This is a genomic window from Paenibacillus baimaensis (assembly GCF_025567575.1).
The window spans coordinates 319,730-345,039 of the sequence record NZ_JAOQIO010000124.1 but is presented as its reverse complement, the minus strand read 5'-3'; the positions used below and the strand labels follow the sequence as shown (position 1 = coordinate 345,039).

General features: G+C 45.9%; 28 protein-coding genes. 23 read left to right on the top strand and 5 right to left on the bottom strand.

What is annotated here, in order from left to right:
- Position 1: 1 nt before the first annotated feature.
- From OB236_RS37945 to OB236_RS37920, 6 genes are all read left to right on the top strand, one after another.
- A complete protein-coding gene (locus OB236_RS37945; RefSeq protein WP_076228552.1) occupies positions 2 to 673 on the top strand; it encodes a hypothetical protein in 672 nt (223 codons plus the stop codon).
- A complete protein-coding gene (locus tag OB236_RS37940; RefSeq protein ID WP_083689025.1) occupies positions 674 to 1,186 on the top strand; it encodes an A24 family peptidase in 513 nt (170 codons plus the stop codon). It begins immediately after the preceding gene.
- Between the two features lie 19 nt (positions 1,187 to 1,205).
- On the top strand, positions 1,206 to 2,900 hold the full coding sequence (locus OB236_RS37935; RefSeq protein WP_262688659.1) for an FHA domain-containing protein: 1,695 nt from the start codon (positions 1,206 to 1,208) through the stop codon (positions 2,898 to 2,900).
- A gap of 3 nt (positions 2,901 to 2,903) precedes the next feature.
- Positions 2,904 to 3,776, top strand: a complete 873-nt coding sequence (locus OB236_RS37930) for a PP2C family protein-serine/threonine phosphatase (protein WP_262688658.1) — start codon at positions 2,904 to 2,906, stop codon at positions 3,774 to 3,776.
- Positions 3,777 to 3,828: 52 nt separating this feature from the next.
- Entirely contained in the window at positions 3,829 to 5,388 is a 1,560-nt protein-coding gene (locus OB236_RS37925) for an ABC-F family ATP-binding cassette domain-containing protein (protein WP_262688657.1), read from the top strand.
- Between the two features lie 402 nt (positions 5,389 to 5,790).
- Positions 5,791 to 6,081, top strand: coding sequence for a Dabb family protein (locus tag OB236_RS37920; RefSeq protein ID WP_262688656.1), 291 nt, complete (start codon positions 5,791 to 5,793; stop codon positions 6,079 to 6,081).
- A gap of 28 nt (positions 6,082 to 6,109) precedes the next feature.
- Here OB236_RS37920 and OB236_RS37915 read toward each other — a convergent pair whose 3' ends face one another.
- Together OB236_RS37915 and OB236_RS37910 are read right to left on the bottom strand one after the other, a co-directional pair.
- A complete protein-coding gene (locus OB236_RS37915; RefSeq protein ID WP_262688815.1) occupies positions 6,110 to 6,544 on the bottom strand; it encodes a DUF2269 domain-containing protein in 435 nt (144 codons plus the stop codon).
- An 84-nt stretch (positions 6,545 to 6,628) separates the two neighbouring features.
- Positions 6,629 to 6,958 carry an ASCH domain-containing protein gene (locus OB236_RS37910; protein ID WP_076228557.1) on the bottom strand — a complete coding sequence of 110 codons (330 nt, stop codon included), beginning with the start codon at positions 6,956 to 6,958 and terminating at the stop codon, positions 6,629 to 6,631.
- 97 nt (positions 6,959 to 7,055) lie between these two features.
- On the opposite strand from OB236_RS37910, the gene OB236_RS37905 reads away from it, so the two are divergent.
- The 3 genes from OB236_RS37905 to OB236_RS37895 all read left to right on the top strand — a co-directional run bounded on the left by OB236_RS37905 (position 7,056) and on the right by OB236_RS37895 (position 11,768).
- Complete coding sequence (locus OB236_RS37905; RefSeq protein ID WP_262688655.1) at positions 7,056 to 8,105, top strand: M42 family metallopeptidase; 1,050 nt, start codon at positions 7,056 to 7,058, stop codon at positions 8,103 to 8,105.
- Between the two features lie 21 nt (positions 8,106 to 8,126).
- Positions 8,127 to 10,067, top strand: a complete 1,941-nt coding sequence (locus tag OB236_RS37900; RefSeq protein ID WP_262688654.1) for an ABC-F family ATP-binding cassette domain-containing protein — start codon at positions 8,127 to 8,129, stop codon at positions 10,065 to 10,067.
- A gap of 87 nt (positions 10,068 to 10,154) precedes the next feature.
- Entirely contained in the window at positions 10,155 to 11,768 is a 1,614-nt protein-coding gene (locus OB236_RS37895; RefSeq protein ID WP_262688653.1) for an ABC-F family ATP-binding cassette domain-containing protein, read from the top strand.
- A gap of 50 nt (positions 11,769 to 11,818) precedes the next feature.
- Here OB236_RS37895 and OB236_RS37890 read toward each other — a convergent pair whose 3' ends face one another.
- The gene (locus tag OB236_RS37890) at positions 11,819 to 12,028 is read right to left on the bottom strand and encodes a hypothetical protein (RefSeq protein ID WP_076228561.1); all 210 of its coding nucleotides are present in this window, start codon (positions 12,026 to 12,028) and stop codon (positions 11,819 to 11,821) included.
- 98 nt (positions 12,029 to 12,126) lie between these two features.
- On the opposite strand from OB236_RS37890, the gene OB236_RS37885 reads away from it, so the two are divergent.
- The 7 genes from OB236_RS37885 (at position 12,127) to OB236_RS37855 (ending at position 16,679) form a co-directional block, all read left to right on the top strand.
- Positions 12,127 to 12,648 (top strand): hypothetical protein, encoded by a 522-nt coding sequence (locus OB236_RS37885; protein WP_262688652.1) that lies wholly within the window; start codon positions 12,127 to 12,129, stop codon positions 12,646 to 12,648.
- A 41-nt stretch (positions 12,649 to 12,689) separates the two neighbouring features.
- Positions 12,690 to 13,022, top strand: coding sequence for a thioredoxin family protein (locus tag OB236_RS37880; RefSeq protein WP_179097372.1), 333 nt, complete (start codon positions 12,690 to 12,692; stop codon positions 13,020 to 13,022).
- Between the two features lie 14 nt (positions 13,023 to 13,036).
- Positions 13,037 to 13,420: a sporulation phosphorelay system protein KapB gene (gene kapB / locus OB236_RS37875; RefSeq protein WP_076228563.1), complete on the top strand. Its 384-nt coding sequence runs from the start codon at positions 13,037 to 13,039 to the stop codon at positions 13,418 to 13,420.
- Positions 13,363 to 14,814 (top strand): sensor histidine kinase, encoded by a 1,452-nt coding sequence (locus OB236_RS37870; protein ID WP_262688651.1) that lies wholly within the window; start codon positions 13,363 to 13,365, stop codon positions 14,812 to 14,814. Before kapB ends, OB236_RS37870 begins: the two co-directional genes overlap by 58 nt.
- Positions 14,811 to 15,464 carry a response regulator transcription factor gene (locus tag OB236_RS37865; protein WP_076228565.1) on the top strand — a complete coding sequence of 218 codons (654 nt, stop codon included), beginning with the start codon at positions 14,811 to 14,813 and terminating at the stop codon, positions 15,462 to 15,464. The genes OB236_RS37870 and OB236_RS37865 overlap by 4 nt, the downstream gene beginning before the upstream one ends.
- Position 15,465: 1 nt before the next feature.
- Positions 15,466 to 16,086 carry a trimeric intracellular cation channel family protein gene (locus tag OB236_RS37860; protein ID WP_076228566.1) on the top strand — a complete coding sequence of 207 codons (621 nt, stop codon included), beginning with the start codon at positions 15,466 to 15,468 and terminating at the stop codon, positions 16,084 to 16,086.
- An 89-nt stretch (positions 16,087 to 16,175) separates the two neighbouring features.
- Positions 16,176 to 16,679, top strand: a complete 504-nt coding sequence (locus tag OB236_RS37855; protein ID WP_262688650.1) for a hypothetical protein — start codon at positions 16,176 to 16,178, stop codon at positions 16,677 to 16,679.
- Between the two features lie 100 nt (positions 16,680 to 16,779).
- On the opposite strand, the gene OB236_RS37850 is transcribed toward OB236_RS37855, so the two are convergent.
- Entirely contained in the window at positions 16,780 to 17,481 is a 702-nt protein-coding gene (locus tag OB236_RS37850; RefSeq protein ID WP_262688649.1) for a response regulator transcription factor, read from the bottom strand.
- A gap of 218 nt (positions 17,482 to 17,699) precedes the next feature.
- Between OB236_RS37850 and OB236_RS37845 the strand changes: the two genes are divergently transcribed.
- Entirely contained in the window at positions 17,700 to 17,888 is a 189-nt protein-coding gene (locus OB236_RS37845; protein WP_262688648.1) for an aspartyl-phosphate phosphatase Spo0E family protein, read from the top strand.
- A gap of 142 nt (positions 17,889 to 18,030) precedes the next feature.
- Here the strand turns inward: OB236_RS37845 and OB236_RS37840 are convergent, their stop codons facing one another.
- Positions 18,031 to 18,342 (bottom strand): winged helix-turn-helix transcriptional regulator, encoded by a 312-nt coding sequence (locus OB236_RS37840; protein ID WP_076228570.1) that lies wholly within the window; start codon positions 18,340 to 18,342, stop codon positions 18,031 to 18,033.
- 177 nt (positions 18,343 to 18,519) lie between these two features.
- Here OB236_RS37840 and purT point away from each other — a divergent pair, with 177 nt between their 5' ends.
- The 6 genes from purT to OB236_RS37810 all read left to right on the top strand — a co-directional run bounded on the left by purT (position 18,520) and on the right by OB236_RS37810 (position 25,301).
- Positions 18,520 to 19,701, top strand: a complete 1,182-nt coding sequence (gene purT / locus OB236_RS37835; RefSeq protein ID WP_262688647.1) for a formate-dependent phosphoribosylglycinamide formyltransferase — start codon at positions 18,520 to 18,522, stop codon at positions 19,699 to 19,701.
- A 143-nt stretch (positions 19,702 to 19,844) separates the two neighbouring features.
- Complete coding sequence (locus OB236_RS37830) at positions 19,845 to 20,117, top strand: hypothetical protein (protein WP_076228572.1); 273 nt, start codon at positions 19,845 to 19,847, stop codon at positions 20,115 to 20,117.
- An 80-nt stretch (positions 20,118 to 20,197) separates the two neighbouring features.
- On the top strand, positions 20,198 to 21,904 hold the full coding sequence (locus OB236_RS37825) for a sensor histidine kinase (RefSeq protein ID WP_262688646.1): 1,707 nt from the start codon (positions 20,198 to 20,200) through the stop codon (positions 21,902 to 21,904).
- 3 nt (positions 21,905 to 21,907) lie between these two features.
- Positions 21,908 to 23,464 carry a response regulator gene (locus OB236_RS37820; protein WP_262688645.1) on the top strand — a complete coding sequence of 519 codons (1,557 nt, stop codon included), beginning with the start codon at positions 21,908 to 21,910 and terminating at the stop codon, positions 23,462 to 23,464.
- 99 nt (positions 23,465 to 23,563) lie between these two features.
- Positions 23,564 to 24,274 (top strand): ABC transporter ATP-binding protein, encoded by a 711-nt coding sequence (locus OB236_RS37815; protein ID WP_262688644.1) that lies wholly within the window; start codon positions 23,564 to 23,566, stop codon positions 24,272 to 24,274.
- The gene (locus tag OB236_RS37810; protein ID WP_262688643.1) at positions 24,258 to 25,301 is read left to right on the top strand and encodes an efflux RND transporter periplasmic adaptor subunit; all 1,044 of its coding nucleotides are present in this window, start codon (positions 24,258 to 24,260) and stop codon (positions 25,299 to 25,301) included. The genes OB236_RS37815 and OB236_RS37810 overlap by 17 nt, the downstream gene beginning before the upstream one ends.
- Positions 25,302 to 25,310: the final 9 nt, after the last annotated feature.

Below are 25,310 nucleotides of genomic sequence, written 5' to 3'. Positions count from 1 at the left end.
AGTGAAGTTCATTCATAGGGAAGAGGGCGGTATCGTATTAGAGGCTTCGCTCGTTCTGCCGCTATTTTTAGGTTTTATTTTGTTATTAATTGCATTTATTCAAGTATCGCTGGCAGAAATGGCATTACAATCGGCTGTATCCGATACGACCAAGGTAGTTGCAACCAATATGTATCCAATCGATCTAATCTATCAGGAGGCTAAATCCAAGTGGGACCAAAGCTCAGCCAAGGGTCTGATGGATACAACGCTGGATAAAATCGATATGGTTAAATCGAAGGCTGTGCAAGGTGAGGAATTTGTTGATGAATACGAAAGATGGATTCCGGAGCCTGTCGTCAAGCTTATGCAATGGGAGAAAACTCAGCGAGAACAGCTCGAAGCATTGAGTCAAGCAGGGACCGAAGAGGCCAAACAAAAAATCGAAGCTATCTACAAGCCTCTGCTGAATAGCGCAGTGACGCCACTGGTTGTTACGTATGCTAATAAATCCCGCTTAAAGCCCGAAAGGCTGCAGGTAACGAAAGTCATCATGCCCGATCTGAACAACAAAGAGGAGGCATTTATCGGGATTGAAGCCCAATATGAGGTGCCGCTGACGGTCCCTTTTTTCAGAAAAGCAATTGTGATTCGCAAGCATGCCTTTGAGCACGCTTGGGTAGGGGGAAGCTGAATGGGGATAATGCTGCTGACAGGCGGGCTGCTCACCGCAGCCTTCATTACGGACATAACAAAAAGAAAGATTCCTAATATGCTTTGCGCTGCGGGTTTTATGGTGGGGATTGGTTTTCATGCTTTTATTTCGGGTGGTGCGGGAATTGGCTATGCGCTGCTTGGTGCACTACTAGGATTTGCGCCACTGCTTATTCTATATATGATTCGTGCGGTTGGAGCGGGGGATGTGAAGCTTTTTGCTGCTATTGGAGCTTTGAGCGGTGGAGAATTTGTACTGCAAAGCTTAATGTATGCTTTAATATATGCCGCTGTGATAGGCTGTCTGATATTGTTCTGGCGTGGTGAGTGGAAGTCGCGAGGAGGCCCTATCTATACGATGTTGATGGGGATTCTGATTTGGAAGCGTCTCAAACCGCTGGATACGTACCGTAAATCAGCTCATCATATCCGGTTTCCGTTTATGTGGGCAGTTATGCCAGCAGCCGCAACGGTATTTTGGCAATTTAGTTAGTGAAGGAGGTCAGCATCGATTGAACGCTCTGTTATATGGTTTAAAGGTCGATTTTGTAACCCGCAATGGACATTACATGGTGCTGTCTGCTGATGACGGATTGAATCGGGAGCAGCTTTCAGACTTTCAAGTGAATATGCTGCTTGCTAATAAAATCCCACACTTACTTGATCTTCAAGTGGAGGAACGGGATCAGCAGATTAAGCTATATTACAATATTACAGGCAAAAAAATGTTAACCCAGTGGCTGCGCATGGACAATATGAGTATCAAGCATTTTTTTTCCTTGTTATATGCAATTGTGGATATCGTCGGAGAAAGTAATATTTACATGCTTCAGGAAGGCAGGTATGTGCTTAAAGAGGATTACATTTACTGTGGGGAAGATTTGACCGATGTTCACCTGACCTACATTCCAAAGGACACATTAGCAGAAAAAAACGCCGTGTCTGTTGACCTGCAGCATTTGGCGTCACGCTTAATTCATAAAGTATCCGAGTTGTCGGGCAGCGGTTATCAGGAAATCATGAATTACTTGATGGAGGAGTCATTTAACATACCCGTGTTTAAACAACTGCTGCTGAAGCATCGAAATCGTCTTGGACAAGCACCCATACCTAAGGAGCATATACAGGGCACACAACAAAGGGATTTTGTTCAGGCACAGCCAACCGCTCACGCTACGATTTCGCATTCCTTAAATACTTCTAATAGCAGTATCGGCTCGACAGCGGCACAACAAGCCAAATCATCGTTCACCTCATCGATTGGAGCACCGATTTCAGCAGCGCCTTCGACAGCTACAACTGCTGATCCAAACCCTGTGTTACCTTCGTATACACCACCGGCCTTTTCACCATCCTGGTTTGAAGAGGACGACCAGAAGGAGGTAGATGATAAAAGAAAGAAGTTTCAAATTCCTGCGCTGCTGGTCGGGTTTCTTGTTCTTTGTCTGGTATGGAAGCTATATTTGGATCATCCGTCAGAAGGCTGGCTTTTTATATGCGTTGGTTTGTCTGTGCTAGTTATTGATCTTGTTTTTATTGTGTTGAAAATCTGGATGCCAGGAGCGAAAGTGGCTGAAGCTGCTTCATGGGATTCGATTCATAATGAACTATCCCAAGAACGACAGCAGCTTCAGGCGTCTTCAGGCTTACAGCCTTTTTTCAATCCCATTCCAGCTGAATATTCACACAATAACAATAACGGTGTACATAACGCAGGTCGAGAAGCTGATGGACTTTCGGGATCACGTTTGGAATCAAGGCTCGAAAGCTTGAAGCAGGAGCCATCCGCGGACAAGGAAACAGATTCTTATTATAAAAGTCTTGATCAGCACACGACTTTGTTAACTCCGCAGGATGCCACCGTTTTTTTAAGCGCGTCCTCCTTACAGCTTGGCGTCAAGGCAGCTCGACCTTATCTGGAATGGAGCTTGAATGGAACAACTAAAGTGATCAAGCTCGAGAAATTCCCTTTTGTATTGGGGAGATCAGGTTCAGGAGTTGATTATGGACTTGAGGAGCCTGGTGTATCCAGACTACATACCGAATTAACATTGGAAAATGGTTTGTACATGATGAAAGATTTAGGATCACGCAATGGAACCCTCATAAATGGTGAAATTTTAGTGCCATACCGGATGTATTCTCTGCAGGAAGGTGATATAGTAAGAATCATAAGCACTGAATTTGTATTTAAAATGGGGTCGTAGGGGTTGAAAACAACGTTTGCCGTAAACTGGCAGTATGGAGTGGCTACCCATTCGGGTTGGTTTCGGATGATTAATGAGGATAGGTCGCTGCTCCGAATAGGTTCAACGGAGAGTGGTGAGCCTTATGCAGTTGCCGTCATAGCTGATGGCATGGGTGGAAGCGGGGATGGGGAGAAAGCCAGCGATGTGGCAACGGAGGTAGTCCGTCATTGGTTGGATGAACAGCTCCCTTCTATTTTGCGTCGAAAACTCATCTGGGGGAAATTGGATAATTCCATCGAGCGGTTATTTTATGAGGTTAATGATCGGCTCATACAAATCGGCATGGATGCAGGGAATCAGATTGGCACGACTCTGTCCCTGCTTTTTCTGCTGAATGAAACCTACTTTCTTTGTCATATCGGAGACTGTCGTATCTACAAAGTCAACTACAAAATGCATATTCGACAGCTTACACGGGACCAGTCATGGATCTACGAGCAGATCCGCAAAGGCAGGCTATCCAGACAGCAGGCGCGGAAGCATCCCAAACGTCATGTGCTTATGCAATGTCTTGGCTATCAGAAAAATCTGAAGCTTATTAAACGTACCGGTTTTTTTGTTCCGGAGCATTTGTTTTTACTTTGCACGGATGGTTTTTACGATCGATTGTCAGATACGCGGATAGAACGCTTTCTTCGTGAAGGTGAGAAGGAACAGCAGGACCTGCAGCAAATGAGTGATATGCTGATCGATAGGGCATTGGATAAGCGTTCTAATGACAATATTAGCGTGGTGCTGCTGCGTTCATTGAACACCAGCTTCACTTTTTGGCAGAGATTGTGGCATAGAACGAAAAATTTTCAGATTTTATTCCCTGTGCAGTGGCGAAAGTGATATAATAAAGTGTCACACATTTTATTACTGGACAGGAGCCAATCGAAACGCAATGAGTTTGTTGACTGTAGAAGATTTAAGCCATAGCTTTGGTGATCGGGTATTATTTAAAGAAGTATCTTTTCGTTTACTTGCAGGAGAGCATGTTGGCATTGTGGGCGCTAATGGTGTAGGCAAATCTACACTGATGAATATATTGACCGGACAATTACTGAAGGATCAAGGGAAAGTGGAATGGACACCGCGAGTTCATTACAGCTATTTGGACCAGCACACGAAGCTGACGCCCGGCAAAACAATCCGGGATGTGCTTAAGGATGCTTTTTTATCGTTATATGAGCAGGAAAAAGAAATGCTGCTGATCACGGAGCAGATGGGTGATGCCGACCCGGATAAGCTGGATATCTTGTTGGAGCAAATGGGTGAAATTCAGGACCGTTTGGAAAACAGTGGTTTTTATTTGCTCGATTCCAAGGTTGAAGAAATGGCCAATGGTCTGGGTCTGGATGCTATCGGATTGGATCGCGATGTATCTCAGCTCAGCGGTGGGCAACGGACAAAGGTTCTGTTGGCCAAGCTGCTGCTGGAACAACCAACGGCGCTGCTGCTCGATGAGCCTACGAACTATCTGGATGTTGAGCATATTGATTGGTTAACGAATTATTTGCAAAATTATCCGTACGCCTTTATGTTGATTTCACATGATACAGAATTTATGAATAAGGTTGTTAACATCGTGTATCATTTGGAGTTTTCCAAGCTGACCCGTTACACGGCTAACTATGAGAAGTTTTTGCAAATGGCCGATGTTAATAAGCAGCAGCATCTCGATGCGTATGAAAAGCAAAAAGAATTTATTAAAAAGCAAGAGGACTTCATTCAACGTAACAAGGCGCGCGCATCAACTTCCGGTCGAGCCAAGAGCCGCGAGAAGCAGTTACAAAAGGTAGATCGTATAGACCGCCCGGAAACTGCAGCCAAACCGGTATTTCAATTCAAGGATGCCAGATCAAGCGGGAAGGTCGTATTTGAAGGCGAAAAGCTGGTTATCGGTTATGATCGAGCACTGCTGCCTGAAATGAATATGATCATTGAACGCGGTGATAAAATCGCCATTGTCGGCTGTAACGGGGTTGGTAAGTCGACGCTGCTCAAAACAATCATCGGGAAGGTTCCTGCATTTGGTGGCAAAACCTACCGTGGCGATTTTCTGTTCCCTGCTTATTTCGAGCAAGAAGTTAAAGCGCCCAATATGACACCTATTGATGATGTGTGGAATGAGTTTTCCCATATGAACCAAAATGAAGTGCGCGGCGCTCTTGCTCGCTGTGGCTTGAAGAACGAGCATATTACGCGTCCTATGAGCATGCTGAGCGGAGGCGAACAAGCCAAAGTCCGATTATGCAAGCTGCTGCTGCGCGAAAGTAACTGGATCTTATTCGATGAACCTACAAACCATTTGGATGTAGCAGCCAAGGATGAACTGAAACGTGCGCTCACAGCTTTTAAAGGCACCGTTTTGTTGGTCTGCCACGAACCCGATTTCTACGAAGACTGGGTAACCAAAGTCTGGGACGTCGAAGAATGGTCCAGTAAAGCTTTAGTTCAGTAACAATAGTAAGTAGTAAGTAGTATGTAGTAAGGAACAGGCAGTATGAGAGTTTACTTAAAGTAAGCACTCAACTTGCAGTGGTGTACTATTTTACAACACAAAGTGCTAAGCATGTCCCAACGGGACAAAGCGAGCCAAACAAGTGGTTTAAGTTTATTAAACACACCCAAACCCAAGCGTGTCCCATAGGGACGAAAGCGCCCCGAGAACACCAAAGTACCACCAGCCCATAACACCCAAACCCAAGCGTGTCCCGTAGGGACGAAAAGCGCCCCGAGAACACATCAGTCTCGCATCCAGCTAGGGAGTCCAGAGGGCAAAGCCCTTTGGAGCCCTCCCTATAGGGAGGGTTTGGGAGGGTAAACAAATTAATCCCTAAACAGGGTAATAGGAGGAATTTAAATGATCACTCACATCGTATTTTTCAAACTAAAGGACCGCAGTCCTGATTCCATTCAAGCAACCGCACAGGTACTTACCAACATGGAAGGTAAAATTCCGGTACTCAAGCATATTGAAGTGGGATTGGACATTTTGCATCAGGAACGTTCTTATGATATCGCCTTGGTCACGAAATTTGATTCCTTGGAAGATTTATCTGCATATGACGGTCATCCTCTGCATCTGGAAGTAAAGAAACACATGAAAGAAGTGCTGGATGGAACTAGCGTTTGCGTCGATTATCAATCATAGCAAAAAACCGACTCCGGTGGATTCCGCATCACCACAGAGTCGGCTTCATGATCATCAGCCATAACATAACAAACAGGACAAACATATACATATACAAAGCTCTGGAGAGCTTGTTAACGAGAAGTTGTCGGTCATGCTCCGGCTGACGCAGCTTGCGAATTGTCGGTGAAAAAGCACGAGCCATAAAAAGCAATGAAGCAAACAAGACAATAAACGTACCTGCAATCCAGGGAGTGCTCCAGGGCCAACCGCCAAGCCACATCAGGAGAAGCCCTGAGGCAACAAGAACATGACCGGTATGCTTGGATAATCGGACAGTAAAATGAAATGAATCCAGATAGGAATTCAAAACTGCACCCTCAGCAGTCCGAAGTTTGGAAAGCATAGGAATGAGCACAAAAAAGGGACCGATAGCTACCATAGCACTAACGGCATGGATAAAGATGAGCCATAAATACAAGATGAAGCCTCCCAAACTTGAAAAGATAAATTAAACAGTGTAGCATTCATTTAGATGAGTACTACACTGTTTTTGGTATTCGCAGCTTTACACGGCGCGAAACTCGTGAACCCATACTTTCATATGCGGTAACCAAGGCATTCCAGCGTGCATGCCTAGAATGTGGTTTTTGTAGCTTTCCACGTTTTCAAAGCCTTCGGTTTGAACGGCTTCATCGGTCAATTCACCCAAACTTTGTTGGTACACCTTGTGAACCTCAAATTTATGGCCTTGAAGCTCCATAATTTCACCGATATCGGCATAACGTCCATTTCTGCGGGTAGCGGTTTTTTCACCGCTGATTACTTTCTTCACATCTTCTTCAACAGTAACCAGACGTTCAATCGTACAGGTTTTTGGAGCTAGTACTTCGGACATAGGGGTTATTCCTCCTTTATTTATACAACTGTTAGCTTACATGAAAACAGTATTTGACGCAAATTTATTAAGACTATTAATTACAGGAGGGAACAGGATGAAGGCGCAAATAAACCAGAGCTATGTCATTCAGCTGCTGGAGCAGTTGCTGAACATACCGAGTCCAAGCGGATATTGTGGTACTATTATGAGTTTTGTCGAACAGGAAGCAGAGAAGCTGGGATTTGCGATGAGCTATACGAAAAAAGGTGCGGGCTTGATCACAGTACCGGGAGCTAATCCTGATCGCGTGATCGGGTTGTCGGGACATGTCGATACATTAGGGGCTATGGTACGATCGATTAAGCCGAGCGGCATGCTGCGTTTGACGCCTGTTGGCGGCTATATGATGAACGCTATCGAAAATGAATATTGTCAGATCCACACCCGAGATGGGCGAACCTATGAGGGCACGATCCTGACGACCAAACCTTCGGTTCATGTCTATCCGGATGCGCGGGAGTTGAAGCGTGATGAGGCTGCGATGGAAATACGATTGGACGAACCGGTTAGCAGTGCTGAGGATGTGCAGAAGCTTGGAATCGGAACGGGAGATTTTATTTCTTTTGACCCGCGGGTGAAATCGATGGATAATGGCTTCTTTAAATCCCGCCATTTGGACGATAAAGCTGGAGTGGCTGCGCTATTCGGGCTGCTGGAGCTGCTTCACAGAAACAAGATCACACCTGCGTATACCTTGAAGCTACTGATTAGTACTTATGAAGAGGTGGGGCACGGTGCAGCCTATTTGCCTCCGGATATTGACGAGCTGCTGGCTGTTGATATGGGAGCTATGGGTGAGGATCTAACATGTACCGAATTCGATGTGTCGATATGTGCGAAGGATTCATCCGGACCTTACGATTACCAGATGACCTCGAAGCTGATCGAGCTTGCCAAGCGTGACGGTATCAAGCATGCTGTGGATATATACCCGCAATATGGCTCGGATGCAACGGCTGCACTGCGCGGCGGAAGTAATATAAGGGCGGCGTTGATCGGACCTGGTGTGCACGCTTCCCATGGGATGGAACGAACCCACCGCGAGGCCATCATCGGTACGATCGCATTGCTGGCCGCATACATCACGGAACCCAACGTAATTTAAGAATCAAAGGAGCTGTAACAATTGAATATTTTATCTATTGAACATTTTCATAAAAGCTACGGAGAAAAGGTACTGTTTGATGACCTGACCTTCGGTATTGACGAGAGACAACGGATTGGCTTAGTCGGTGTTAATGGAACCGGCAAATCCTCCTTGCTAAAAGCAATTGCAGGTCTGGAGCCCGTTGATTCGGGTAAAATGTCGCATTCCAATCATTTTCGAGCCGAATATTTGCCGCAAAATCCGCAGTTCGATAAGGAGTCTACAGTGCTGGAGCAGGTCTTTTATGGCGATACTCCACTGATGCAGACACTTCGTGAATATGAAGTGGCTCTTGATGCCTTACAGGTGGAGCCGGAAAATGAAAAGCTGCAGGAACGATTGTTTGCCGTTCAGCATCGTATGGATACGTTGAACGCATGGGAGGCCAGCACGACGGCCAAAACCGTGTTAACACGACTTGGTATTGTCAACTTTTCACAAAAGGTCGGTCTACTCTCTGGTGGACAGCGGAAGCGCGTAGCCATGGCAAGAGTTCTGATTCAACCTGCAGATCTGCTCATTCTTGATGAGCCTACGAACCATATTGATCATTCCACTGTCGAGTGGCTGGAGGAGTTTTTGTCCAAATGGAAGGGCGCGCTGCTGCTGGTCACGCATGACCGGTATTTTCTTGATCGAGTGACGAATCGAATCATTGAGCTAGACAAAGGCAAGCTATACAGCTATGAGGGCAACTATGCTTCCTTTCTGGAGAAAAAGGCAGAGCGACTTGACAGGGAAGCTTCTGAAGAGGATAAGCGACAAAATTTGCTGCGCCGCGAGCTGGCATGGCTGCGTAGAGGTGCAAAAGCGCGGACGACAAAACAAAAAGCCCGTATCGATCGGACCGTAGAATTACGTGATCGTAAGGTGGATGGACCATCTGCACAGATGGATATGGCACTTGGAGCCAGCCGCCTTGGTAAGAAAGTAATGGAACTGGACAATGTAACCAAATCGTTCGAAGGACGGAAGTTGGTTCATGATTTCAGCTATATTGTGATGCCGGACGATCGGCTTGGTATCATCGGTCCTAATGGTAGCGGGAAGTCGACACTGCTTAATATGCTGGCAGGCAGATTGCAGCCGGATGAAGGTTCAATTGAAGTGGGGACAACCGTCAAGCTAGCCTACTACACACAGGAAAGTGTTGAGATGGATGAGAAGCTGCGGGTAATAGAATACATTAAGGAAGGTGCCGAGGTTATCCGTACAGCCAGCGGTGAATCGATCACAGCATCACAAATGCTGGAGCGGTTTCTGTTCCCTGGAGCTTTGCAATGGACGCCAATTGGCAGGCTATCAGGTGGCGAACGCAGAAGGTTGTACCTATTGCGAACGTTGATGGGTGAGCCTAACGTGCTGCTGTTGGATGAGCCAACCAATGATCTGGATATTCAAACACTTACCATCCTCGAAGAATATTTGGAGGATTTCCCCGGAGCCGTTATTACGGTTTCCCATGATCGCTACTTTTTGGACCGAACAGCGGATCATTTATTCATATTTGAGGACGGGGCAATCAATCGCTTTATCGGTAATTATTCCGATTATTTGGCATCAGTCAAGGAAGAGGAATTGGTACTGGCCAATGAACGTAAGCAGCAATCCCAGAAGGCAGCTCCTGCCGCAAGTACGAATACATCGACAACATCCGGAACAGAACGCAAAGAGGGCACGCGCGCGCGTAAGCTGAGCTTCAATGAGCAGCGGGAATGGGATCAGATTGAGGATAAGATTGCTGCGCTTGAAGAAAAACTTACTCTGATCAAGCAGAGCATTGAGCAAGCTGGCAGTGATTTCGGTAAAATTCAGGATCTTTATGAGCAAGAACAGCAGCTGACAGCACAGATGGAGCAGGCTATGGATCGCTGGACTGAACTATCCGAGCTGGTCGAGCAAATTTCTAACGGTAAATAGCGTGAATGCATAGGGTTTTTGTGGTATAATTTATGTTTGATGGCAAGGTATTATTTTTATCGCAAATTGAAGAGAGTAGGGAATACGATGATTACGGTTTCTAATGTAACACTACGATATGGTAAAAGGGCTTTGTTTGAGGATGTTAACGTTAAGTTCACACCAGGCAATTGCTACGGATTGATCGGAGCGAATGGAGCAGGCAAATCGACATTTTTGAAAATTTTATCCGGGGAATTGGACGCTAACAAAGGTGAGGTAAGTATTACTCCAGGTGAGCGTATGGCAGTTCTGAAGCAGGACCATTTTGAATTCGATGATATCGAGGTTCTGAGAACGGTTATTATGGGTCATGCAAGACTGTTCCAAATTACGGAAGAAAAAAATGCATTGTACAGTAAAGCCGATTTCTCCGAGGAAGACGGTATGCGTGCAGCAGAATTAGAAGGCGAGTTTCAGGATCTGGACGGTTGGCAAGCAGAGTCGGATGCGGCTGAGCTGTTGATCGGCTTAGGCATTCATAAGGATATGCACGAGCAAAAAATGAAGGATCTAGGCGGTAACGAGAAGGTTCGCGTGCTATTGGCGCAGGCTCTTTTTGGGAATCCTAATATTTTGCTGCTTGATGAGCCTACGAACCATTTGGACATCGAATCGATCAACTGGCTGGAAAATTTCCTTTCCCGATTTGAAGGCACTGTCATTGTTGTATCTCATGACCGGCATTTCCTGAATCAAGTATGTACGCATATTGCCGACATTGACTTCAGCAAGCTTCAGCTTTATGTCGGCAACTATGATTTCTGGTACGAATCCAGCCAATTGGCATTGAAGCTAAGCCGCGAGTCGAACAAGAAAACAGACGAGAAAAAGAAAGAGCTGGAGGCGTTTATTCAACGCTTTAGTGCCAATGCATCCAAGTCGAAGCAGGCAACCTCTCGTAAGAAGCAGCTGGAGAAGCTGACCTTTGAAGATATCAAGCCTTCTACACGTAAATATCCATTTATCAAATTTTCACCTGAACGTGAGGCTGGTAAACAGCTGTTGGCTGTTGACAAACTGACCAAATCGGTTGATGGTGAGATGCTGCTGAACAATATCAGCTTTACTTTGAACAAGGGCGATAAGGTTGCGCTTGTAGGTCCTAACGGGAATATCAAGTCACTGCTATTTCAAATTCTGATGGGTGAAGTAGAGGCAGATTCAGGGGAATATACATGGGGTGTCACAACAACTCAAGCGTATTTTCCAAAGGATAATGCGTCGTATTTTGACACTGACATTAATTTGGTTGACTGGCTTCGCCAATATTCCAAGGAGCAGGACGAATCATATCTTCGCGGATTCCTGGGTCGGATGTTGTTCTCTGGTGAAGAGGCGTTGAAAAAAGCCAGCGTGCTGTCCGGGGGAGAAAAGGTTCGCTGCATGCTGTCCAAAATGATGATGAGCGGAGCGAACGTCCTGCTGTTGGATGAGCCGACGAACCATTTGGATTTGGAGTCGATTACAGCACTCAATAACGGTATGGTCGATTTTGACGGTACGATGTTATTCGTTTCCCATGACCATCAGTTTATCCAAACGGTAGCCAATCGAATCATGGAAATTACACCAAATGGTTTGATTGACAAAATGACGACGTATGATGAGTATTTGCAAAACGAAGATGTAAAAAAACAACGTGAGCTATTGTATGTTTAAATGAGGACATAGAAAAAGGATGAGCTTGTCTGGATAGCTCATCCTTCTCTTTAACTGCCTCCGGTGCGGCGCCGTTGATTATTTGGTTTTTTGTTGTTTTGATTTCTCATAACGGCACTGTTACCACCGCGCAGCTGACCGTTCGCCTTTTCATCGGCTTGCTCTTGCTTCTTTTGGGCAAGCTTGTTTTTAATGGCGTCAGCCAAGCTGACTTTTTTTGGCTCTTGTACGGAATCGTTTGATTGTGTTTCGTCGGACATGAGGTACACCTTCCTTGTTCTTGATGATTCAATTGTACTGATTTTGTAAGGATTTGTCCAACAAGTTGCTGGTTTATCTTGAAACAGGAGCGTACATGATGTTTGACCCAACGATTTTTGATAATTTAAAGGTTGTGCTTGAGGGCGCTGTATATGATATGGACTTGAATGATTCCGTCGTCATTATGGGAAGAACCGATCGTATCGAGCTATCTTCAATGTCCCGCAGCTTCTCCATGACCATGGCTCGTAAAGAGGATGGTGTAGCTGAAGGCAGCTTCATGCTGACCGCATCCGTAGCCGATTTGGCAGCAGAGCTGCTTGCCGATTCCAAACAGCAGCCAGGCTGCAGCCTGGAGCTTAGCTTTGTATTTCCGATTACTGATATCGAACGGGATTGCTCCGAATCGGTTTCCATGATCGGTGAGATCTGGGGGGCCGGGCCGCAACTGTCACAATGCATCATGATGGAGTATGGAGAGCAGCCCAGAAGAATGAAATCGAAGCTGGATGTGAAATTTGTCAAGAAGCTCGATGAGCGGCATATTGATGATATTCCCAGTCTGTTAGAGCATTTTCACCTCTGTCTCGAGCGTCTGGATGAACGGATAATCGAATGAGTGACATATTTTCATTTTCTTGCAGGAAAGGGGGGTTCACCATGGAGATGACGGAATGGACAGAGCAGCAGCTGCGAACAAGGCTGTCATTATTATCCGAGAGTCAATTCGTATATTTGTATACCCCTTGGTGCGGTACCTGTAAAATGACCGAAAAGATGCTGCAGGTCGTTATGACCTTAATGCCTGATCTTCCCATTGTGAAAAGTAATGTGAACTTCTGCCCGCAGCTTGTGCAAAGCTGGAAGATTGAAAGCGTACCTTGTATCGTACATCTGAAGCAGCATGGTATTGCGGACAAAAGGTATCGGATGCAGGGAGTGGACGATTTACTCCAATGGTTTCAAAAATCTATTAGCTTCGCAGAACTTTAAGGAGGATAACCGAGATGAGTAATGAATTTGAAATTGGAACGATAGTCACAGCCGCTTATAAAACCGGAGAATATGTCGGTGAAATTGTCGAGATCTCGAGCTCCGGCAAGGCTGCAGTTAAAATTAAAGCAGTAATCAAGCATCCGACACAAGGGGACTTACATAATCCTATGGATCCTAATGTACCCTTCTTTCATCAGCGTCGTGCATTGTCTGACGGAGAAATCGCCTTGATGCCCATGTATACCGTTAAACCCTTTAACGGAACGGTTCAAGAGTACCGTATTTCATTAGAGCGTGCCTTATATACCGAGATTCGGAAGCTGGAAGAGCAGGCGCAATGGGTAGCTCGTTCTCTGCAAGAGCTGGGGCAGTTGAAAAAAGACTATACGCTATAACCAGAACGGATGTGCCGATCTTTATGCTGTTTGTACTGATAGGCCTATGGACGATTGGGCTCCTTCTAGTAGTTACAGATCCCAGAAGATCTACGACAAGGTGGATCGCCAGCATTGCCTTCACAGGCGGTTTTGGCGGTTTGTCCGCTGTTATTAATGAGCAGTTGGGTCCTTATTTGACCAGACAAGGCTGGATGACAGCATCTCTTTCCCAGTTCATGGGTTATATGGAACGATTCTCTTCGATTATTTGCTATTATGGCTTGCCCTACACCTTCCTGATGTTTACAATCGTGTACCACCCGAACAGCGGGGGTTGGCTTTGGAAAAGGTGGCTTTCATGGGTACTTCTTTTGCCTGCACTGATATCTTTTACATTCGAGCCATTGCCTAGTGACCCCATTCCCTATCAATTTGTGATGTGCTGGACGGTTCCTTACATTATTACGGGGATACTATTATTGATACATGCAACGGCTAAGGAATTGAATTCATACCTTCGCAAGCTGCGTATGCTGACGACGTTGGCAGCCGCTCCCACTATGTTCGGTGCTTTGTTCACCCTGTATATTTTGCCAACGCTGTACGGTAATAATCAATGGTGGCGTTACAATGCCTGGCTGATTGGATTTACGCTTGCAGTCATTTTCTTCTCCAGCTTTCGTTATGGGTTTATGGGCTTGCAAATATCGATTCGCAATCATCAGCTAGACTATACGCTGCGGGCTATTACTTCAGGTACCTCAATTCTGAACCATGCCATAAAAAACGATGTTGGAAAAATTCGTTTGTTCGGTGAAAAGATCAAATCTGAATCCGCTCAATCCGATCCGGGGCAATTGGAAAATGATGTTGATGTCATCCTAAACGCTTCACAGCATATTTATGATATGATCTATCGTATACAGGGGCAAACACAGGATGTAGCTCTGCACGAAGAGCCGGTTCGGCTTGCTGAGCTTTTGGAAAGATGTCTAACGGCGCTGGAACCGAGTCTCCATCGAATAGAGGTCCTAAGGGAATTGCGCTATGAAGGTGCTTTGTGGGGTGACCCTGCACAACTGGATGAGGTCATGACCAATGTACTGATGAATGCGGTGGAAGCGATGCCGCAAGGTGGAAAACTGCTAGTAAAATTGACCGAAACGAAGCGCAATCTGACGGTTGAAATAAGGGATACCGGTATAGGTATGGATAAATCGCAGCTCAGGCAAGCCTTTGATCCCTTTTACACAACAAAAGGAGGCAAGAAGCTTAACTTCGGGCTCGGCCTATCTTACTGCCACTCCATTATTCATAAACATAAGGGCACGATGTCCATCCATAGCAAGCCTGGCGTCGGAACGGCAGTTTTTATCATTTTCCCTAACAGGAAAGGGGGCGGGAGAGGTTGAGCAAAATACGAATTGTCATTGTAGAAGACGATCCGGATTGGCTTCGCGGTTTGATGAGTTATTTGGGCAAGGAAGCCGATTTTGAGCTTGTTGGTCAAGCCTCCTCCGGACAGACTGGAGTCGAGCTGCTGGAGCAGGTTGAGGCCGATGTGGTGCTGATGGATATTATGATGTCAGACAGCCCGGACGGAATATGGGCAGCAGCAGAAATCGTGCAGTGTACCGGGGCCAAAGTCATTATGCTAACTTCTATGGAAGATAAAGAGCTGATTTTTGAGGCATTCAAGGTCGGTGCGGTCGATTATATGGTCAAATCAAATTTTGCCGAAATCCCGCAGGCTATTCGTAACGCGTATGCAAATCGCAGTCCCATCCATCCCAGTGTGGCTGAAAAAATGCGCGAAGAATTTCGCCGCCTGAAGCATATGGAGCATGAGGTCAGGGTGAAGGAGCTGCGTGATCTGCTGACACCAACGGAAGTACAAGTTCTGGATTTAATTGAAAAAGGGCATACACAAACGCAAATTGCCGATAAATTTGTAGTTTCCATTCGAACGATTAAAGTTCATGTGGGTAACATTTTGCGTAAGCTCGGAGGCAAAAGCAGTAAAGAAGCAGCTCAAAAAGCAAAGGATATGGGTATACTTTAACATGGACTTATTGGAAATTAATTTACAATTATTCAGTATTATAGGTACAGTAGCTTTTGCGGTCAGTGGGGCCGTAGTAGCCATGGAAGAGGATTTTGATGTATTGGGTGTGTTTGTATTAGCGTTGGTTACAGCTTTTGGTGGCGGTGTGGTGCGTAATTTGCTTATTGGTATTCCCGTAACGACTTTATGGGAGCAGAGCTTATATCTGAAAACTGCCTTGATAGCAGCAGCACTTGTATTTATAGTCCCCAGCAGCTGGATACGTAAATGGAAAACTTGGGAATCGCTGTTCGATGCCATCGGACTTGCCGCTTTCTCGATTCAGGGTGCTATTTATGCAACCAATATGCATCATCCGATCAGTGCTGTTGTCGTCGCAGCGGTAATGACCGGGATTGGTGGAGGTATCATTCGTGATGTATTGGCCGGACGCAAGCCGCTTGTGCTGCAGGACGAAATCTATGCGGTATGGGGCATGATGGCTGGCTTGTTTATAGGTCTGGGATGGTTTCAAGGCTCCTATCACCTGTTGGCGTTGTTTGGTATCATTGTTTTTCTGCGGATGCTGTCCGTATTCTTTAAATGGAGATTGCCGCGGCGCAGCTTGCGGTTGAAATGATGCTTACGATGCTGGTTTTGCTAAAGTAAAACTTGGATGATGCTTACGAAGTGAGTTTCGCTACAGCGAAACTTTTAGGAGGGTTACCCATGAACGAGGATCAATCCATGCAAGACATGAAAAGAATTCCCGCTGAGCTGCTGCAGGAGCGTCTGGAGGTCGTTAAGCAGTTAAGTAACGATGATCTGGAGCTGTATGAGATTTCCAAGGATAAGCTGACAGGGGAGCATTATTTGCATTATGCTTATCTTCATAAGCAGGTAGCAGCCATGGGACCTGAAAGCAGCGGCATCGAGACTTTCCATCAGCTTATGTCCTTGGAGAGCGATGACGTGCTCGCTTTCATATTCGGAGAACAGGAATTTACTTATCCCGCAGCTTGGAAGAGGTCGTTTTTACGAAATGGTCCTGAAGGCGATTATGTCTGGTTTAATCCTGAATACACACAGGATGAGGAGAACAGCGAGGCCATAGCGAACGAGCTGAGGGAGCAATTGCTGCGCTTCAAGCAATCCAAGGAGTTGACACCGGAAGGTGTGAGCAGGCTGCTGCAGGATTTGGATCGAACCCGGGACGGGCACCAATCTGAATGAGGGTTGAGGGCGAGCAACGTTATTGATGCTCATCGTATAGTATTTTATATTGAAAGCTCCTGTCAGGTTGTGCGAGCTGCACAGCCTGACAGGAGCTTTTTTAATGCTCAAATTTATAACCAACCCCCCAAACTGTTTTGATATGTTTAGGTTCCTTGGGATCAATTTCGACTTTCTTGCGGAGATTGGTAATATGTACATCAACGGTACGTTCAGTCACGAAGGTATCGATTCCACGAATTTTGTTCAACAGCTCCTCACGGGAAAATACTTTACCCGGATGCATCCAAAAAAGCTTCATAATTTCAAATTCAGAAAATGTTGTTTCTACAGGGTGATTAAGTAAGTAAATACAGCGTTTTTCCATATCGATTTTGATAGACTGCGGGTCTATTTCCCCTGATTCTGCAGGGGGCGTTGATTGTACACTATGATTCGAGATGGCCGATCGACGCAGGAGGGCACTCGTTCTTGCAGCTAATTCACGCATGCTAAACGGTTTGCATAAATAATCATCAGCTCCGATAATTAAAGCTTTTACCCGCTCCGAGACCTCGCTTTTGGCAGAAATCACCATAATGGGCACATTGGAAACCGTTCGAAACTCTTTACATAGATCCATGCCGTTGGCATCAGGAAGCATGATATCCAAAATAATAACATCCGGTTCTATCGTATTAAACAATTTGGTGCCTTGTTGTCCATCTGCTCCCCAATGTACATTATAATCCTCTTCAGATAAATAAATCGAAATCATATCTGCGATGCTCTGGTCGTCCTCAATAAGTAAGACGGTAGGCATGAGCTCCCTCCTCACTATGTTAGGAAATGGTTAAGAAAATTAACAAATAAAAAACGAGAAATAACAACATTATTTTAACAAATGTTTTATATAGTGACAAAAAGGAATTACTTGCATTTTTAATGTATCTCAAAAGTCAGTTTAGGACAAGCTTATGAAGAACTAATTAGTTAAAAATTGAGAAAAAGAATTGATTCCACTAATGGGAGGCTGCTAAGATGAACATTGCTGCTCATATTGAACAAGAAATTCTCCTACTCAACCAAGAATTGCATACGCTGGTTACCCTGAAAGGCTACGAACTTACACATTCTGAAGTTGTGAATAAGAGTACGGAATTGGATCAATTAATTATTTGCGCAATGAACAGTCAATCTAAGCGTTTTCAGAATATGCAAGCATCTTAGTACCTACTAACCTATATAGACATGAGACCATAACGAATAAAAAAGCCATTTGTTTGGAGGTCCCGGTGAGAAAGACCCGTTCAGGTCTTGCTCTAGCAGGAGTTCCCAAGAAAACGGCTTTTTGGTGTGGTCGCATCTGAGATCACTTTACCCAATGTTCTCCCCAATCGTGTACAGCCTCCATGACAGGCCGGAGTGCTCTTCCTTTTTCGGAGAGCTCATATTCAATACGTACGGGAGTTTCCGGGTATACATGCCGATGGATGAGTCCCTCGGTTTCCAATTCTTTAAATCGTTCAGCTAACATTCTGTCGCTCATTCCGGGGATCATTTCGGAAATATCCTTAAACCGCCTTGGGCCCTGAAGCAAGGATTGAATAATCAAGCCGGTCCAGCGTTTTCCTAAAATGCCAAATGCAGCTTCAAACTTGGGGCAAAGCTGATGATCAGCCATTGCTATCATCTCCTTCTTACTATCATTGTAGCATAAGTTACTCAATAAAAGTAAGCTATCATTAAAAGGAATTTTTATGTCTTTTTGCAAGAATGATTGAAAAATGTTCCATTGTAAAGTATAACAACGATAGAGCCTTTTAATTTGAACTGTATATATCGAGGGGGAACTGCGTTCATGTACGGATCACCACTATCAGGATTAGCCAAAAAAATGATGCTTCTGGGTTCAGGTGAGTTGGGCAAGGAAGTTATCATTGAAGCACAAAGACTAGGAATTGAAACCATCGCGGTAGACCGATATGCGAATGCACCAGCGATGCAGGTTGCGCACCGTTCCTATGTGATTAATATGCTTGATGAGGATCAACTTCGCGAGCTCATCAAGAAGGAGCAGCCGGATTTAATCGTACCGGAAATTGAAGCGATCGCCACTCAAGTGCTGCTTGATTTGGAGCGTGAAGGGATGCGTGTGGTACCAACCGCTACGGCTGCCCAATTGACGATGGATCGCGAGGGCATACGTCGTTTGGCTTCGGAAATTTTACATCTCCCGACAGCCAATTACGCATTTGCCGACAGCCTTGAGGAGCTTCAGGAGGCGGTTGCTGTTATTGGTACACCGTGTGTCATTAAGCCGATTATGAGCTCTTCAGGCAAAGGTCAGAGCGTTTGCAAATCATTGTCGGATGTTGAGAAATCGTGGACGTATGCGATGGAGGGCGGCAGAGCAAAGAAAACGCGGGTGATCGTGGAGCAATTTATTCATTTTGAATCCGAGATCACACTGCTTACCGTACGTTCGGTATCAGGCACTGCGTTCTGTGAGCCGATTGGTCATGTGCAGAAGGAAGGCGATTACATCGAATCGTGGCAGCCGCACGAGATGACAGCCTTACAAATCGAACAGGCGCAGCATATAGCTAAGACGATTACTGACGCTTTGGGTGGTACAGGGATTTATGGTGTGGAACTGTTTTTGGCTAAGGATCAGGTGTACTTTAGTGAAGTCTCTCCACGTCCGCATGATACGGGTATGGTGACTATGGTTACACAGGATCTATCCGAATTTGCCCTGCATGTTCGTGCCATACTGGGTCTGCCGATTTCAACAATCCGCATGCTGACGCCAGGCGCTTCACATACTTTAAAGGCTACTGAAGAACAGCAGGTATTCAGTATTGATGGAATTGACAGGGCGCTAAGTCATCCGAATACTCAGGTGCGTATTTTTGGCAAGCCGGAAACGAAGATTGGGCGAAGAATGGCTGTCGCGCTAAGCACGGCGGACGATGTCGAAGAAGCTCGCAGAGTTGCAGCTCTGGCTGCTGGGGAAATGAAGCTTCGTTACGAGCATTAAGCGTGAAAAAGGAAGCTATTCATCGTTATTTTGTTGATCCCATGCCCGCTGGCTTGACGAGAACGCCTAAAACAAGCTATTATTCAAGGTACACATGATAATGGTGATCAAAGACAACCTATATAAAGAGAGGTACCGAAATAATGGCATACCAACCAAAGGTAATCAAAGCAGAGATTGTAAGTAATAACCCGAAAAACGGATTGTTCGAGGTCGTTGTTAACTTGAAGGACCGCACATCGTGCAGACTTATTTATGAAAAAAAGGCAGACAACGCGACTCCGTTCGCATCGCATATCAACCGTTTGTTGAATGAGCCTTGCCCGATTTGCCGTAAAGATTTTCTGTGCGATTGCATGACCAAGTACAAGGAAGATATTTCCGAGCAAGCGTTGGAGCTAGTTGGAACGCCATAAACCAATCATCCATTGAACCCGTGGGCTGTAAGCTCATGGGTTTTTTCCAAATTCTAAGGATAACCGGGTGAGGGTTACTTATGGTACGTATGTTAATCTATATCGTGCTTAGTTGTTCAGTGCTCATAACCAGCTGTATTGTATATTATTCGGTGCAGGCGGCCTCCCAAAAACAGCTGGCATCGGGTGAGCAGCTGCAGCAGGTGCACGATCAAACAGTGATAAGAATTCAAAAATCATTCGAAGAGCTCGACCATACACTGAAGCGGATCAGTAACGATTATGCCATTCAGCGATTGAGTGAGGGAACGGTTATTACGGATTCTGCCGAGGATCGTTCGCTGCGGGAATATGCCGATTACTTGCTTCGCTCTGAGCGCTCCCAATTTCCTTTTGTAACGAATATGTGTATGTCGTTGGATGCGTTGAACTATAACTTATGCACCGAGGCATTGACATCCGTTCCTCCTACAGACATAACTCTTCCCATGCTGCGAAAGTTTGATCGGTCCCTACAAGCCCGTGAAAAGAAAGAAGCTGCGGATGGCTATGAGGTTATATATACGGCCCCACTCACGAATCGGAAAAATGTAGTTAAGGGCTCTTTTCAAATTACGGTAGCATTAGACCCGCTAATGAAAGATATTTATGGCAGGCTGCCGCTGCTTCGTAACCAGATCATGGACAGTCATGGCGTATTTATGTACAGCACGCTGCCTGAGACTGATAATGAAATGCTCCAGAAGGAAGAGGGATGGAAGACAGCGACGGAGCCACTTCAATGGGGTAAGTTCTCCGTGGTGTCAACGAAAAAGCTGGAGCTTCCGGGAGCGGTATGGTTTTCACAGATTGAAGCCCGACAGTCTTTGGAGACTTCTTTTGCAAAGGCGTTTCAATCTACACTTGGAATGTTCATTGTGTTGCTGCTGCTAGTCTGTATGTTGAGTGTATTCGTGTACCAGCATTATTCGGCTCGTCCGATGAAACACCTCCGCGGGCTGATGAATCGTGCTGAATTAGGTGATTTTAAAGCGTACTGGGTGCATAAAAGCAGCAGAGAATGGAACGAGCTGGGCGAGAGCTATAATCAGATGCTGAACCGATTGGAAGAGCTGATCAGACAAGTAAAACGTGAGGAATCGCTAAAAAAGGAAGCTGAAATGGAAGCGCTGCAATATCAGCTGAACCCGCACTTTTTGTACAATACGTTAAATACCATCAAATGGGTTGCCAAAATGCACCGTACCCCGCAAATCGCGGAGGTTGTCACTTCCTTGGTCCGGCTGCTGCAGGCGAGCTTGGGGAAAAAGGGGGATTTTATTACGGTTCGTGAAGAAATAGAACTGATCCATGCTTATATCGATATTCAGGCATTCCGGTATGGGGACAAAATACGTATGGAGTATGACATTGATCCGTTGTCCGAAGGTTGTCTGGTACCGCGAATGATCCTGCAGCCGCTATTGGAAAATGCGATTATTCATGGGATTGAGCCGAGCCGGCAGGAGGGAGTTATCCGTATTGGCATCCGCATAGAAGCAGAGCGTGAGCTGCTGATTTGTCAGGTTGAAGATAACGGGATCGGTATGTCCATGGAGGACAAGGCTGTTGAATCCGCCACAAACGGGGGGATGCGGGAGAGAATGAGCGGAATCGGACTGCGCCACATCCGCGAGAAAATCAGGCTGTACTATGGAAGCGGATACAATATGAATATGGTGAGCAAACCAAGCCAAGGGACAACCATTCGTCTGACGCTGCCGGTACATTACAATGAGGAAGGATAAACGATGAAGGTATTAGTAGTCGATGACGAGCCAATTATTAGGCAGGTGCTGAAAACGATGATCCGCTGGGAGGAGCACGGCTTCGAGTGGGGTGGTGAAGCCTGTGATGGTAACGAAGCATGGGAAAGGCTGGAGGATGGCGGCATTGATCTGGTAGTGACAGATATTTTGATGCCGCGTATGGATGGTCTGGAGCTGGTCAGAAGAATGAAGCAGACGGAATCTGATGCAGCTGTCATCGTATTGAGCTGTCTGGATGACTTCAAATATGTGAAAGAAGCGATGAAGCTTGGCGCACACGATTATATATTAAAGCCTACAATGGAGCCAGAGCAGCTGATCACTATTCTTAACGAAGCGAAGCTCGATTTGCAAAAGCTGCGGGAACAGAAGCAGAAACAGCTAATGCTCACACAGCAGCTGCTGCAGTCGAATCAGGCACAGTGGGGATTAAGGCTTAAGAAAGCATGGGTTAGCAGTCAGCGAGATGAAGAACTAGAGGAGGAACTTTTTACGGTTGACGGAGAGCTGTCGAGCTGGATGATTTATTTGGCACCAGGCGTTCGATTATCGTTTATCGGATGGAATTGGCCGGATGTGTGGGCTTATGTACTTGTGAACGAGCATCAAGTGCTGCTTATTTATAAGGATCAGCTGGCGGCCACTCATCAGGAGCGTCAGGCTCAGCTGCAGCAATCTTTAGCAGGTTCAGATACAGGTTTGACAGAGCATGGCTTTTGGCTGTCGGCTGTTATTCGGATCAACAAACCCGAACAGCTGTATCGTATTGTACATATGCATGATGAGCTCAGAAAGCGGTATTTTTACGGAGTTCAAACGGAGCTTTTCATTCAGCAGGCTTCAGAGCTAGTGGTAAGTGATAAGCTGCATTCGGCCTGGAAAGGGGAGCTCCCTCAGGACGAGAAGCAAAATCTGCTGCGTGCGATAGCAGGGCATAACGAAGATGCGGTCGTTTATTGGTCTGAGCAAATCTGGAAGCAACTGGGTAGTCTCCAGCCTCCGATCACACAGGCTTTCAGCTTTCTATATGAGCTGCTAAGCTTTGTAGCTGCGTTGGCCCGACAGGAGGGGACGAGCAACCTGGATGATTTTGATCGCAAGGTCACGGCTGCCCAAACGCAAGCGCATTTTCGGTTGGAAGCGCTCGGAATGTGGTTTACGGAGGCATGTCGGGAGCTGGCTATTTTGCAATCAGGCACGGCCGTGGTTCCGACCTCGCGAAATCTTTTTGTTCGTAAGGCACAGATGTACATGAAACACAATTACCATTTGTCCATCAGTACAACTGATATTGCGCAAAATGTAAAGCTAAGCCGCAGCTATTTGAGCGATTTGTACAGCAAGGAGACAGGGGAATCGTTGATCGAATCGCTGGTACGCATAAGGCTTGAAGCGGCCAAACAGCTCTTGCTGGCTAATAACAAAAAAGTATATGAGGTTGCCGAAGCTGTCGGCTTTACCGATGCCAAGGTATTCGCCAAAACGTTTAAAAAAGCTGTCGGCTGTACACCAAAGGAATATGAGGAACAGAACAAATAGACACCAATTCCAACAAATTGGTGTCTATTTTTATGTGCTGGAAAGGTTTACATTATAAGTAAAGAATTCGCTTACAATTGAGACCTTGGAGGAATATCCATGCAGCATCCCATACATAACTACCCAACGAGTGATCCGATATTACAAGCTGTCAGTCTGACCCGAACCTTCGGTAAAGCTGGTGCTGCCGTGCATGCGCTGCGTGGTGCTTCGCTTCATATCGCCTCCGGTCGTCTGATCGCGCTAAGGGGACGTTCGGGTTCAGGGAAAACTACGCTTTTAAATATGCTTGGATTGTTGGATCGACCTACAGAAGGAGCGATATATTTTGAAGGTCAGGATGTGACAGGATTATCCGACAAAAAAAGGAATGAGCTGCGTCGCACTCGTCTTGGCCTTATATTTCAGTCATTTGCTTTGGTTCCTTATATGTCGGCTTATGAGAATGTCGAATTTGGCTTGCGTATTGCAGGCATACCTTCGGCTCAACGTCGTGAGTACGCGGAACAAGCGCTTGATTTTGTCGGTCTGAGACCAAGAATGAAACATCGCCCTTATGAGATGTCAGGTGGTGAGCAGCAGCGCACCGCTATTGCCAGAGCGATAGCCCACCGACCGAAGCTGTTGTTGGCGGATGAACCAACTGCTGAGCTCGACAGTCGTATGGGGCTGCAGGTGTTGAAGGTATTCAAGGATTTGGTGCAGTTTGAAGGAATGACGATTATTTTGACGACACATGACCCGGCGATTATGGAAGTAGTGGATCAAGTGTATGCACTGGAGGATGGACATATTGTGGAAGAAAGCTAACAAGCGCTTTATGATGGCTTCCTGGATAATTACAGCATCGATCGTAATGACATGTATCCCTGGCTGCAGTCTGCTGCCTCAAGAGGAGGAGGCGTTAAAGCCACCGCTCGTGAAGCCGGTCAAGGAAAATTTTGAGCTGTATGAGGTCAAGAAGGGCACCATCAAGAAGCAAATCAACGGAGTAGGCACCTTTGCTGCGGACAAGATGCAATATTTGTTCTACCCCGAATCCGGAGGGCGGCTTGCTGACATCAATGTCAATCTTGGGTCTGTTGTCAATAAGGGAGATGTTGTTGCTCAGCTTGATAAAGGTGAAATTGAAGGCAAAATCCTTCAGCAGGAGCTTGTTGTGGAAAAGGCAAGGCTTGCTCTGGAACAAGCCAAGGATGAGAAACGCGGTGATGCGATTGCCATCCGAATCAAGCTGCTGGATATGCAGAAGGAGGAAATACAGCTGGATCTGTATCGAAAGCAATTGAGCAAGACGAAGCTGATTTCCGATGTCAGCGGTATTGTAACGTTCCTTGATCCTATCAGGCAAGGAGATCCTGTTGTAGCCTATAAAGCGATCTTAACGGTATCTGATCCTAAATCGGTGCGTCTGGTATACGAAACGACCAATACGAATGATTTAGTCGGAGTCCAGATAGGGATGCCTGCAGAAGTTAAGGTAAAAGGAGGCGTCTACCCCGGCATCGTGTCGCAAATTCCCGCAACCGCACCTCAATCGGATGTGAAAGCTATTGCTGATAAAAATGCGAAAACGATTGTCATCACAGCCCAAGGGCTGCCTGATACGATAGAGATTGGCAATAGCGCGGATATTACGATCGTTACCGAAAATCGGGAGGATGTGATGATCATTCCCAAGATTGGACTCCGCTCTTACATGGGACGTGATTATGTACAGGTGCTTGAAGGGGAAAGTCGTAAAGAGCTTGATGTTGAGAAGGGAATCGTATCGTCTACGGAAGTAGAGATTCGCAAAGGGATCAAAGAGGGTCAAAAGGTGATTTTAAACAATTGAGGTGATGCC